We start from the raw sequence: 12874 nt of genomic DNA, 5'->3' as shown, positions 1-12874 counted from the left end.
CCCGCGGCATTAGAATGGTACGGTGACTGAAAACCGCTCAACCCCCGCCATGCTCACCGCAGTATCCGTGCTCGATTCGCTGATTCGTGCCGGTATGCGGCATGTTGTCGTGTCTCCGGGATCCCGTAGCGCACCTCTTGCGTACGCTATTGCCGCCGCCGCTGAAGCCGGCGCCCTGATTGCGCACGTGCGCGTGGACGAGCGAAGTGCAGCCTTTACCGCCCTCGGCATTGCGAAGGCGTCCGGTCAGCCGGTGGGCCTGGTGTGCACCTCCGGTACGGCTCTGGGCGAGTACATGCCCGCCGTCATGGAGGCATACCACGCCGGTGTGCCGCTGGCGGTGCTGAGCGCTGACCGCCCGGAGCGTCTGCGCGGTAGCGGCGTGAATCAGACGACCCGTCAGGCGAGTTTCTTCCATCCTTTTGTGCGTGCTGAAGCCGATCTGACCTCCTACCCCGAGCAGGTGGAGGGCGAGCAGACTCAGGCTTTTGCGGCTTGCTTGAACGCGCTGACCGGTCGTAGCGCCGAACACTGGCGCAAGCAGTCGGCTGAGCCGATTGGCCCGGTGCACCTGAACATTTGTTTTGATACGCCGTTGACCCCCTCGGGTCGTTTTGCGCAGATGCTGCCGCAGTGGGCGCAGAGTCTGCTGGAGGATTACGACCCGCAGGCTGAGGGCCGCGCACGCGCCGCCCGTGCTGAGGGTTCGGGGCTCTCCAGCGCTGAACAGCGTTGGCTCCTGGACTCCTTGGAGGCGCAGGCGGACCTGGCGGAGTTCACCCCGGCGCACCGCACCGTGGTGGTTGCCGCTGACGGTGCCGGTGAGTTCGCCGCGGAGTTCGCCCGTGTGCTGAACCTGCCGCTGTTCGCGGAGCCTTCCTCCGAGGCGCGCCACGGTGTGACTTCTATCCCCCACTACCCGCAGCTGCTCGGCGATGAGTCCTTCGCACCCGCCGCACAGATTGAGCGTGTAGTGCTCTTCGGACACCCAACGCTCTCACGCCCGATTACGGCACTGCTCGAACGCACGGATATTCAGTGCGCTTTCTACGCGCCGCGCCGCGCCAGCTGGTACGAGCCCGATGCTCGCTCCTTCGTGGAACTGTCTACCCCGCATGAGCTTGCCGAGTTTGCGTGCGCATCCGCTACTGCCACCGATGAACCGGCTGACGAACTGAGCTGGCTGGATCAGTGGGTTGAGCCCGCCCGCGAACTGCAGGATGAGTGCCTGCGCGCCATTGCCGCCTACGAGCACTCTGATTCTGCAGACTCCGTAGACTACACCGATTACCGCAACCGGACCGCCGGCCGCTCCTACGCGCGCCGCGTCTGGAAGGATGCGGTAGCTCAGCGTCGTCTCATGGTGCTGGGCTCCTCAAACCTGGTGCGTGATTTGGACGCGGCGGCCCCCGCCCTGGGTGAGCCCGCCCCCGCGCGTGTGTTTGCAAACCGCGGTCTGGCGGGTATTGACGGCACGATTGCGACCGCTATTGGCGTCTCCCTGTCGGGCTACTACCCCGCCGGCGTGGATGAGAACTCCCGCCCGGTCATTGGTGGTGCCGCCCTGCCGGTGACCCTGCTGTGCGGTGACCTGACCTTCCAGCACGATGTTTCGTCGCTGAATCTGCCGAACACGGAGCTTCTTCCCGACCTGCGCGTTGAGGTCTTTGACGATGCCGGCGGCGGTATTTTCACGACCCTTGAACACGGTGATATGGCTCGTCAGGAGCAGTTCACCGCCGCTGTAGACCGCTTCTTCACGGTGGCTGCCGCACCGAACACTGACCTGGCACGCATGGCCGCCGGTTTTGGTACCGAATCGGGCATTGAGGTGCGCATTCACACACCCTAAAGCCGCGCGTAAAGGCTTCAGGCTATGCCCCGCGCGCGGAGTTGACCGATATACTGAAAACTATCCGTGCCGTAGCCTTCCGTGGCTCTAAAAGTTAGCCGGTCGTAGCGGTTTCACTCGCCGTTACCTTCGCGTTTTCCTGCGCACCTGCTGACTCAAGGCACCCTATCTATCATTGATCAACATTCACGCTCTCACCGCTAACGCATACCGCGCTCGACCAGGGGTTTTACCCCGGTGAGTCCGGTGCATGCGGCGGGCGTAGCCGCAAGGATTCTCATGAGCTCACTCGATATTATTGTTGCCGTCCCCTCCGGAGCCGGTTGGGTTCCCGTACACGCCATGGCGGAGCTTCTCGCCCGCTACACCGGCGGCACCGTCCACACCGTGGATGTGGGCGCATCCCTCAGCAAGGAAACGAAGCTTCTGGCGCGCCTGCCCCGCATTAAGGGCGGCTCCAAGCGCTGCCTGGTGATTGCTTCTGATCCCGGTCAGCTGTACGCCATTTCGCAGCGTTCCTTCGCATTCCGCCGCTACGGCGCGATTTACGGCTGGGTGATTGATAGCTTCTGGGATGACCGTATTCCCGCGGTGGCGAAGTCCTCCACCTACGACCGTATTTTCGTTGCGGACGTTGACGATGTTCAGCCCTGGACTGCCGCGGGTGTAAAGACCCCCGGCGTTCTGCCCTGGGGTGCGGATGTGTGGAGCAAGTTCAGCGACCGTCTGGCGGCGCTGGAGTCGAAGAGCACCGACCTGCTGCGTGTGGGTCGCCAGCCCGCCGCCTACGAGGATGACGAGGCGACCGCCGCCCTTGCCGGTGAGCTGGGTCTGAGCTTTGAGGGCCGTCCGCCCTTCGGCGCGAACGATCGCGAGTCGGCTCAGCACCTGCAGGATTCGCTGAACCGCGCGAAGTTCCTGCTGGCATTCTCCACCTCGGTCAGCCCGGCGCCGTACACTCACCCGACCAAGGAGTACATTACCGGCCGCTGGACCGATGCGCTGGCTTCGGGTGTAACCGTGGTCGGCAAGGTTCCGAACACCACCACCGTGCGTGAGATTCTCTGGGATGGCGCGACCATCGACATTGATCACGCGGATGCTCGCGCGGGCCTCGCGCAGGTTGCTGAGGCTGTCTCCCGCTGGACCCCGGCGCAGGGTGAGCAGCAGATTCGTCAGGCGCTGCAGCACCTGGATTGGCGTCACCGTTTCGTGGAGCTTTGCAAGGCGTTGGGTGAGGTCCCGACTTCTTTGACCGCTGACTGCGAGGCAATGCGCGCCCAGTACGTTCAGCGCTAAAAACATCACCCTTGCTAAAAGCATGTAGCAGCTGAGGGTATATAAAAGGTGAGGGCTGGTTTCTAATCCTAGAAAACCAGCCCTCACCTGCATTTATGCCCTATACGGCATATTGAATACGGGGTTTTAGTATGAAGCCTGACCCAGCGTAATCGGACCCGTGAAACCACTGGTATCCGGATGCTCCGCATCCAGGTACGCCGCTACCGGTGCGCCTTCAAGCTGAGCCAAACGATCCAGCAGGAAGCGCGTAGCACCCGGTGCGTACGGCAGCTTATACATTGCCGCGGTCGTCGCCTCATCATCACGGTCCAGAGTGGAAGAGCGAATCGACTCAATAGCGGTCACCATGGTGTTGCGTTCACGCTCCACGAAGGTGCGGTCTACCGGCTCACCGTTACCGGGTACAAACACGCGGTAACGGTCAAATTCGAGCACGGCGCCAAGAGTGCCAATCCAACGGTCGGGGAAGGAATCCTCGAAGTAGGGGTCGGTACCCTCTTCAATCAGACCACCCATGAAGAGCACATCTTCAATACCGACCAGAATGTCACCATCGGTGTGGCCGGGACCCATGTACATGAGGGTTGCGCTACGCTCACCCAGATCAATGGGGGTGAAGGTAATGCCGTCACCGCTATTGGCGACCAGGCGGTTGGGAACAACAATATTGGTGGCGGCACCCTGATGGTGCGCCATTTCCGGTTCGAGCGTCTCGACGTAGGGACGCTGCGCCTCACCGTATTTACGAATTGCGCGCGCGGCGCGAGGATGCGCCCAGAATTCTTCGGCACCCATTGCCGCGAAAACATCGTTACCGAAGAAACGCTCATAGTGTCCATGAGTGTTTACGACGGTGATAGGAAGGCGCGTGAGACGGCGAACCTCATCATAGATTTCGGTTGCCTGACGGGGACCTGCGCCGGTATCCACGACAAGTGCCCGTTCCAGTCCGAGGACCAGTCCGGTGTTCAGTCGGTAGTTGTCGGTCGCAATACGGTACACGCCGTCTGCGAGTTCAATAGTACGAGCCATAGATACAACCCTACTGTAATTTTTGGTACTTGCGGGGCTATTCGGGCTTCTGGAGAACATATTTTTGCACTATTGCACATCACTAAGGGCATAAAAGTGCATCATTCCGCATAATTCCGCCTCTACGGGCAGGTGGCACGTGATGCTTGACAACCTCTGCAGATTGATTAGTCGGGTAGCGCGTTCTCCCAGCTAGTCCAGCTCTGATTAGGCTCTGAGCAAGAACCAGAAATCACGCCCTATAGGATAGGAGTATGACTTCTTCCCTCACCTCGTCTTCCACCCCTTCAAACCTGCCTTTCCCCAGCGGTACCGGACGCTACGCTCCCTCCCCCTCGGGGGATTTGCATCTGGGTAATTTGCGTACCGCTATTTTGGCGTGGGCGATGGCTCGCCGCGGCGCCAAGCCCTTCTACCTGCGTGTGGAGGATCTGGACCGCGTGCGCCCGGGTGCTGCGGAGCGTCAGATTGCTGATTTGGCGGCACTGGGTCTGGATTGGGATGCAAGCCCTGGCGCCCCGACAGAGCATATTGAGGGCAGCGAAAGCACCGAGGGCAAGGAAGCGGGCGTACTGTATCAGAGCACGCGCCTTGCCGCCTACGAGCAGGCGGTTGAGCAGCTGCGCGAGGCAAACCTCGTCTATGAGTGCTTCTGCACCCGCCGCGAAATTCAGGAGGCTTCGAGCGCCCCGCACGGTGCGCCGGGCGCATACCCGGGCACCTGTCGTGAGCTGACGGAAGCACAGCGGCAGGAGCGCCGCGCTCAGCGTCCGCCGGCTCTGCGTCTGCGTGCCGAGTGCACGAGCTACACGGTGCAGGATGATTTTTACGGCGCCTACACGGGGCTGGTGGATGATTTTGTGCTGGTGCGCAATGACGGCACCTACGCCTATAACCTGACCTCTGTGGTGGATGATGCTTTTGTGGGGGTTGAGCAGATTGTGCGCGGTGATGATTTGCTTCCTTCGGCGCCTCGCCAGTCGTATTTGGCGCAGCTTTTGGGCTTGGCGCAGCCGCGTTACGCTCACGTGCCGCTGGCGCTCAATGAGGAGGGTAAGCGCCTGGCGAAGCGTGATGGTGCGGTAACCCTGCCGCAGCTGCGTGAGGCGGGCGTTGAAATCCCTACGATTTTGGGGTGGATTGCCGCTTCTATTCCGGTGTATAACGCGGATGGTTCTGCCCATTCGGCGGATGTTCCGGTGCCTAATGCGGCGGCGATTTTGGAGCGTTTTGACCCGGCTCGTATGGCTACTGAGCCGTGGGTCGTGAGGGATCTCTAAGCCTCTGTGACATTGTCGTGTAACAGTTCAACACTCCGAACGGCTTTTAAATTTTTTGTTTAATTCGTTTTAGATGCATACGTCTCTGAACGTTTGCGTTGCTTTTAAACTACTTCTCTTGCACCGAAGTGCCCGAAACCCTGAATTCTAGGGATTTTTCGGGCACTTTTTCGCACACGCTCCCACATTGACCCACGTGTACGACCACGGATTTTACACAGCAAATACATATTTATTCCATAGTTCCTCGCTCTTAAGCGTCAAATAGACTTTATTTTCAGCCTCTCAGAGCCTAGACTGTATCCTACGCCACTCATAAAGTTATGAAGTCGCGCATAAATACACAGACGCACACTATCACCAGGAGAGAAGGAACATTATGGCCGCGAGTACATACCAGGTCATCGCGCTGGCGATTTATTTTGTTGCCATGATCGCAATCGGCCTATGGGCAAATAGCAAGAACAACAGCCTCGACGACTATGTGCTGGGCGGGCGTCAGCTCTCCCCCACCGTCGCCGCACTCTCAGCGGGCGCCTCCGACATGTCCGGTTGGCTCCTCATGGGTCTGCCCGGCGCCGTCTACCTCAGCGGCCTCTCCCAGGCATGGCTCGCCGTCGGTCTGACCATCGGCGCATGGTGCAACTGGAAGTTCGTGGCACCGCGACTGCGTAGCTACACCGAAGTAGCAGGCGACGCCGTGACCGTCCCCGTCTTCCTGAGCAACCGCCTCCATGACACCAAGCGCGTGCTGCGCATCGTCTCCGGTGTCGTGATTCTGGTGTTCTTCACCTTCTACGTCTCCTCCGGTATGGTCTCCGGCGGCCTGTTCTTCAAGTCCTCCTTCGGTCAGGAATACCACACCGGTATGCTCCTGCTGGCAGGCATCACCGTGTTCTACACCTTCTTCGGCGGCTTCATGGGCGCATCCTACACCGACATGGTTCAGGGTCTGCTCATGCTCGCAGCGCTGATTGCCGTTCCGGTTGTCACCATTATTGACCTCGGCGGCGTGGGCCCCGTGGTTGAGTCCATCAGCCAGGTACGTCCCGACGCACTGAGCATCTTCGCAGGCACCACCTTCGCCGGTATCGTTTCATCCCTCGCGTGGGGTCTGGGCTACTTCGGCCAGCCGCACATTATCGTGCGATTCATGGCAATGCGCACCCCCGCGGACGCTAAGTCCGGCCGCCGCATCGGCATCAGCTGGATGGTCCTGACCGTGTTCGGTGCACTGAGCGGCGCGTTCATGGGTATCGCATACTTTGCACGCCACCCCGAGGCATCCCTCACCAACCCCGAAACCGCTGAGTCGGTCTTCCTGGACCTCTCCCAGATTCTGTTCCACCCCCTCGTTGCGGGCCTGATTCTGGCTGCGGTTCTGGCGGCAATTATGTCCACCCTCTCTTCGCAGCTGATCGTGTGCTCCTCCGCTCTGGTGGAGGACCTCTACGGCATCTTCTCCTCGAAGAAGCTCAGCGCATCCAAGTCCCTGTGGCTCGGCCGTGCAGGCGTGGCAATCGTGGCACTGGTCGCCGGTGCCCTGGCGTGGAACCCCAACAGCTCCATTCTGCAGCTGGTCGCATTCGCTTGGGCTGGCTTCGGTTCGGCATTCGGCCCGACCGTTCTGCTCTCCCTCTACTGGCGTAAACTGACCACTCAGGGTGCACTCGCCTCCATGATTACCGGTGCCGTTGTGGCATTCGCATGGGGCCAGAGCCCGATGAAGTCCGTGCTCTACGAAATGGTTCCCGGCTTCGCTTCGGCTCTGCTGGTCGCAATCATCGTCTCCCTGGTCACCTACAAGAAGAACCAGGTCATTGACGAAGAGTTCGACCGCGCGGTAGAGCTCGCAAAGGTCAAGTAGCCCCTAGGTAACCAAGACCGGGTAAGCTTCCTTACCTAATCTCTAAGGCCCGGGCCGCACACGCGCGGTCCGGGCCTTCTTCTATGCTCGGCAACCCGGTTCGCTATACCGGGCACCCCGCTCACCCTCGACCGCCCCCGGGCACCGTAGAATAGGGTCTATGACTGCACAACTTCCCGAAAAGGTCTCGGACATCTTCAACCCCGCCGACTGGCGCGTCGTCGAAGGCTTCGAAGACTTCACCGACATCACCTACCACCGCCAGGTTGAGCGCAACGAAAACGGTGAAATCCTACGCGATCTGCCCACCGTGCGCATCGCATTCGACCGCCCTGAGGTCCGCAACGCATTCCGCCCGCACACCGTGGACGAACTCTACCGCGCCCTCGACCACGCCCGCATGACCTCCAACGTAGGCACCGTACTGCTCACCGGCAACGGCCCCTCCGCCAAGGACGGCGGCTGGGCATTCTGCTCCGGCGGCGACCAGCGCATCCGCGGCCGCGACGGCTACCACTACGCCAGCGGCGACACCGCAGAAAGCATCGACCCGGCACGCGCAGGCCGACTGCACATCTTGGAAGTGCAGCGCCTCATCCGCACCATGCCCAAGGTCGTTATCGCCCTCGTCTCCGGTTGGGCGGCAGGCGGCGGCCACTCCCTGCACGTGGTGGCTGACCTGACCATCGCCTCCGAGGAGTACGGCAAGTTCAAACAGACTGACGCAACCGTCGGCTCCTTCGACGCAGGCTACGGTTCGGCGCTGCTCGCACGCCAGGTGGGTCAGAAGTTCGCCCGCGAAATCTTCTTCCTCGCCAAGGAATACGACGCACAGCGCATGTACGAAATGGGCGCGGTCAACGACGTCGTCCCCCACGCCGAACTGGAAAACAAGGGCCTGGAATACGCGGCGCACATTGCCCGCCAGTCCCCGCAGGCAATCCGTATGCTCAAGTACGCCTTCAACCTGCCCGACGACGGCATGCTCGGCCAGCAGGTCTTCGCCGGTGAAGCAACCCGCATGGCGTACATGACCGACGAGGCAGTGGAGGGTCGCGACGCATTCTTGCAGAAGCGTGACCCGGACTGGTCCAACTACCCGTACTACTTCTAAGAGACAGTCCCTTCCGCAGAAGTAGTTTCAGATGCATAGGCTCGGAGCCGGATTCAACCCTGAGAACCTCAGCTAAGAATCCGGCTCCGGTGCTTTTCTTACCGCCTCGGTGGAACAGCCCCGGCGGATAACACCCCCGACGAACGCAGCCGCTATAGCCAGCCGCTAAGGATTTAGCCATGATAAACACCCCCGTACCCGGGCTCGCGCCCTCCCCCGCCCCGCAGGAGGCTGCCCTGCACCCGCAGGCGGTTCAGGTGCGCGCCGATCAGCCCGCCGACCCGCACGCCATGCTGGGTGCCTTCGAGCAGCTACTGCGTGGGTACGTGCCGGGTGCGGAGAGTGCAGAGGCGAACAGCGCGGAGTCTGAGAGTGTAGAGGCAGCTGAGCCTATTGCCCTGGTGGTGGGCACCTCCGGCTCGACCGGAACCCCCAAACGCACCGCACTGACCGCGCGGGCTCTTGCCGCCAGCGCGACAGCAACCGAGAACTTCTTCGGCTCAAACTCCGATGGGGCATCGCAGTGGCTCCTGGCTCTTCCGGCGCACTATATTGCTGGCGCGCAGGTGCTCGCCCGCTCAGTGCTAGCCGGAACCTCCCCGGTCATTGCCCGCTCCGTAACCGAGCCGGTGCACTTTACCCCGGAGGTATTCCTGCAGGCGGTTGAGCAGATGAGCTCGGCACGCCGGTTTATTTCCCTGGTGCCGACCCAGCTGCATAAGCTCCTTGAAAGCGCGGACGCCGATCCGCACCTGGGCGCTGAAATTCACGAGGCGCTCGGCTCCTTCACCGGAATCCTGCTCGGAGGCGCCCCCGCCAGCGCCGACCTGCTCGCCGCCGCCTCCGCGCTGGGGCTGAATACGGTGACCACCTACGGTAGCGCCGAGACCGCGGGTGGATGCGTCTACTCCGGCTCCGTGCTGCCCGGCGTGCGGGTGGAGCTCGTGCCCGAAGAGGGCATGCCTGCTGTACCGAATATCGGTGTGAAGCCGGCGCATGATGAGTCTGCGCAGGTGGGTCGTATTTGGATTAGCGGCGCGCACCTCGCCAGCGGCTACATTGGCGATACCGCCCGCACCGCCGAGCACTTCTTCACCGCCGCGGACGGCACCCACTGGTACCGCACCGACGACTACGGGCTGCTGAGCTCTGTAGCAGCTCCCGAAAGCAACGAGAACTGTAGCGGGCAGCGCCTGCAGGTACTCGGCCGCAGCGACGACGTGCTCATCAGCGGCGGCGTGAAAATCTCCGCGCGCGCCGTGGCGACCGTCCTCGAAGAGCACCCCTCCGTGCGTGAAGCCTGCGTGGTCGGCCTGCCCGATGCCCGCTGGGGCACCGCCATCGCCGCCGCGGTCACGCTGGTGCCTTCTGCCGGTGCCGCGACTGCATCTTCTGAGAATGGCACTGCCCTGAACGAAGAACTCTGCACCCTGCTACGTGCCCGTTGCGCCGAAAAGCTCGGCGCGCCCGCCGCCCCCAAGCAGCTGAGCATCCTGCCGGATTTCCCGCTCACCAGCACCGGCAAACCGGACCGCGCAGAAATATACAGTATCCTGGACAGAGACTACCGTCGGGGCTAAAGCCGGCTCATCTGCGGGGTTCAACCCGCGCCGACAGCCGCCCACACACCCTAGCTATCGCATCACAACACCCACGCATCATACGCACTTAGACCCGGAAGGAACCCCCGTGGCAACTGCCGCCCAATGGATTGAAGGCGCTCGCCTGCGCACCCTGCCGCTCGCCGTCGCCCCCATTATTGCCGGCTCAGCTGCCGCCTACGAGGTCAACGAATTCAAGCCGCTCTACGCGTTCTTGGCGTTCCTCGTCGCGTTCTTCCTGCAGGTGGGCGTGAACTACGCCAACGACTACTCCGACGGCATCAAGGGCACCGACGAAGACCGCGTGGGCCCGCTACGCCTCGTCGGTTCCGGCGTGGCAAGCCCCCGCTCCGTCAAGTACGCCGCCTTCGGCTGCTTCGGTCTGGCGATGCTCGCCGGCCTTGCCCTGGTGGCGCTGGCGAACCAGTGGTGGTTCCTGGCGATTGGCGCCTCCAGCGTCTTCGCGGCGTGGGGCTACACCGGCGGCAAGCACCCCTACGGCTACATGGGCCTGGGTGACCTGTTCGTGTTCGTCTACTTCGGGCTGGTCGCGACCCTGGGCACCCTCTACACGCAGGCGCACACCCTGACCCTGCTCGGCTGGGTTGGCGCTATCGGCATTGGTCTGATTTCCTGTGCACTGCTCATGGCGAATAACGTGCGTGATATTCCCACCGACATTGAGGCGGGCAAGCTGACCATGGCGGTGCGCCTGGGCGAACGCTGGTCGCGCATCACCTACATTGTGGAGATGGCTCTGGCGCTGGGCCTGGGCGTGCTCCTGCTCGATGAAAACCCCTGGTTCCTGCTGATTTTCCTGCTGGTCGGCCCGACCATTCACTCCTGCGTGACCGTGTGGACGCGCGGCGGCCGCGAGCTGATTCCCGTGCTCAAGCAGGCGGGTATTGTGGCACTCGTGTACTCGGTTATTCTTGCCCTCGCCGTGTGGCTGGGTTCGCTGGATATTATTAGCCACGAAGTTCAGGTGTTCACCGGCTACTAAGCCGACATATGAATCTGCGCCGGTTCGCGTCGTGCTCTTTTGCCACGCCGTTAAGCCGTACCGTTAAGCCGTACCGTTAAGCCGCTAGCGGGCGCCCGGTTCATAGTTCTGCGATAACGCGGCGGTATGTCATAGTAGTGCTTATGATTCGAGCCATGCTGATTATTGGCGGCGCCGCACTCATCGTGGGGCTGACCCTCTACACCCTCTTGGACGCCGTCCGCACCCCCGCACACGAGGCGCGAACCCTGCCCAAGTGGCTGTGGGTTCTCGTCACTCTGTTCTTCCCCGTGGTGGGCCCCATCATGTGGCTCATCCTGGGCCGTCCCAAGGCACAGCCCACAGCAGGCACTCCTCGCGCAGGTTTCGGTCAGCGACGCAGCACCCCCGCGCCCTCGGTCTCTTCCCCCGACGACGATGAAGAGTACCTGCGCTGGCTCAAAGCAAAAGCAGAACGCGAACGCCGAAGCCGCGAAGCAGAATCGAACAACAAGCAAGACCCCGAGCACAAGAACCCCGAGGACGGCACCCCGAATCAGGGCGGCGGGCAGAACTAGTCAGGGCGGCTAGGCTCCCGCCTCTAAGGTTTACAGCAAGAGGCTGTGGGCACATCCAATGCGGATGGGCTCACAGCCTCTTCTCATGCTCAAAAACAGCTTTAGGGATTAGCTACCGGGCAGCTGAATCACGCCACCGTACAGCGGCGCGGCAGGCTCCGAATACCCCACAAAACGCGGCATCTCATGCTCAAAATCAGTGGTGCTAAACGCCAGAGTCGTAATCGACGCCAGGTTGCACTCACGGGCGCGCGGGTCATGCTGCAGCATGCGGCCCTCAACACCCAGGCGAGTAATCCAAATCGGCAGCTGGTGCGACACAATAATCGCCTCCGCACCCTCGCCGCCGCGCTCGTAGGCGGTACGCGCCGCGTCCTGAACAGCCGCCGCCATACGGCGAACCTGATCCAGGTACGACTCACCCCAGGAGGGGCGCGCCGGGTTGTACAGCTTCGTCCAGTGACGCGGGTTCTGCAGCAGCTCCTGCGCGTTCACGTGCAGACCCTCAAAGTAGTTATCCGCCTCAATGACGCGCTCATCCGGCTGCGCGGTCAGACCCAGCAGCTCCTCAACCGGGGCGGCAGACTCACGGGTACGCTGCAACGGCGAGCAGACCAGGTGCACGAAACGGGCGCCGCGCTCAGCACGAGCCGCGAACTCCTCAGCGCTCAGACGCACCATCTGCTGGCCTTTATCGGACAGACGGTAGCCGGGCAGACGGCCGTACACGATACGCTCGGGGTTGTGCACCTCGCCGTGACGCATGAGGTGAACTTTAATGGTGGAAGTTTCAGTCATAATCCCAGTCTCTCAGATAGCGCGCCGCACCCCAAACAGGTGACCCGCACATACCCTCTACAAATACAAAACCCGGCGTACAAGACCCGGCCCGCAAAAACTGTAGGAACGCAAAAACCCCGCCTCTCCATACGGAGGGCGGGGCGAAAGAAGTCTATTTACTTCTTGTTGCGGCGCTGGTGGCGGGTCTTACGAAGCAGCTTGCGGTGCTTCTTCTTGGACATACGCTTGCGGCGCTTCTTGATAACGGAACCCATAGGATTTCCTCACTTTACTCGTACCCGGCCGAGCCATTCGACTCGGTAGCTACCCGGGGATATTTATACCGGTATAACCGATCCAAAACGCATTTTAGGCACAGAAATACCCTTGCGTTTTAGAGCGCTACCTACCTAGAGTACTAGGTTTACCCCCATTTTCACCATTCGAGAGCGGCTTTTCAGGAGTTTTTCCCTGAATTTCCGCTTT

General features: G+C 61.6%; 11 protein-coding genes. 8 read left to right on the top strand and 3 right to left on the bottom strand.

Translation table 11 applies throughout. The features are described from left to right. The first annotated feature begins 22 nt into the window (after window positions 1–22). Both menD and QZ822_RS06085 read left to right on the top strand, forming a co-directional pair. Window positions 23–1852, top strand: a complete 1830-nt coding sequence (menD, locus tag QZ822_RS06090) for a 2-succinyl-5-enolpyruvyl-6-hydroxy-3-cyclohexene-1-carboxylic-acid synthase (RefSeq protein ID WP_294643320.1) — start codon at window positions 23–25, stop codon at window positions 1850–1852. A gap of 279 nt (window positions 1853–2131) precedes the next feature. Then, on the top strand, window positions 2132–3151 hold the full coding sequence (locus QZ822_RS06085) for a glycosyltransferase (protein WP_294643318.1): 1020 nt from the start codon (window positions 2132–2134) through the stop codon (window positions 3149–3151). A 126-nt stretch (window positions 3152–3277) separates the two neighbouring features. Here the strand turns inward: QZ822_RS06085 and QZ822_RS06080 are convergent, their stop codons facing one another. Next, window positions 3278–4186 (bottom strand): MBL fold metallo-hydrolase, encoded by a 909-nt coding sequence (locus tag QZ822_RS06080; protein WP_294643316.1) that lies wholly within the window; start codon window positions 4184–4186, stop codon window positions 3278–3280. Between the two features lie 254 nt (window positions 4187–4440). On the opposite strand from QZ822_RS06080, the gene gluQRS reads away from it, so the two are divergent. The 6 genes from gluQRS (at window position 4441) to QZ822_RS06050 (ending at window position 11608) form a co-directional block, all read left to right on the top strand. Beyond that, window positions 4441–5466, top strand: a complete 1026-nt coding sequence (gene gluQRS, locus QZ822_RS06075; RefSeq protein ID WP_294643314.1) for a tRNA glutamyl-Q(34) synthetase GluQRS — start codon at window positions 4441–4443, stop codon at window positions 5464–5466. Window positions 5467–5845: 379 nt separating this feature from the next. Then, window positions 5846–7333: a sodium/proline symporter PutP gene (putP, locus tag QZ822_RS06070; protein ID WP_294643313.1), complete on the top strand. Its 1488-nt coding sequence runs from the start codon at window positions 5846–5848 to the stop codon at window positions 7331–7333. A gap of 160 nt (window positions 7334–7493) precedes the next feature. Beyond that, window positions 7494–8447: a 1,4-dihydroxy-2-naphthoyl-CoA synthase gene (locus QZ822_RS06065; protein WP_049338032.1), complete on the top strand. Its 954-nt coding sequence runs from the start codon at window positions 7494–7496 to the stop codon at window positions 8445–8447. A 179-nt stretch (window positions 8448–8626) separates the two neighbouring features. Then, window positions 8627–10027 carry an AMP-binding protein gene (locus QZ822_RS06060; protein WP_294643311.1) on the top strand — a complete coding sequence of 467 codons (1401 nt, stop codon included), beginning with the start codon at window positions 8627–8629 and terminating at the stop codon, window positions 10025–10027. Between the two features lie 109 nt (window positions 10028–10136). Next, a complete protein-coding gene (locus QZ822_RS06055) occupies window positions 10137–11051 on the top strand; it encodes a 1,4-dihydroxy-2-naphthoate polyprenyltransferase (protein ID WP_294643309.1) in 915 nt (304 codons plus the stop codon). 143 nt (window positions 11052–11194) lie between these two features. Then, entirely contained in the window at window positions 11195–11608 is a 414-nt protein-coding gene (locus QZ822_RS06050; protein WP_294643307.1) for a PLD nuclease N-terminal domain-containing protein, read from the top strand. A 108-nt stretch (window positions 11609–11716) separates the two neighbouring features. Here the strand turns inward: QZ822_RS06050 and QZ822_RS06045 are convergent, their stop codons facing one another. Beyond that, window positions 11717–12406: a histidine phosphatase family protein gene (locus QZ822_RS06045; protein WP_294643306.1), complete on the bottom strand. Its 690-nt coding sequence runs from the start codon at window positions 12404–12406 to the stop codon at window positions 11717–11719. A gap of 158 nt (window positions 12407–12564) precedes the next feature. Then, the gene (locus tag QZ822_RS06040; RefSeq protein WP_005504750.1) at window positions 12565–12663 is read right to left on the bottom strand and encodes a 30S ribosomal protein bS22; all 99 of its coding nucleotides are present in this window, start codon (window positions 12661–12663) and stop codon (window positions 12565–12567) included. Window positions 12664–12874 lie beyond the last annotated feature (211 nt).

This window comes from uncultured Rothia sp., from assembly GCF_916715725.1.
Lineage (GTDB): Bacteria > Actinomycetota > Actinomycetes > Actinomycetales > Micrococcaceae > Rothia.
The sequence above is the reverse complement of the archived record's forward strand: the minus strand, read 5'-3'. Positions and strand labels throughout refer to the sequence as shown.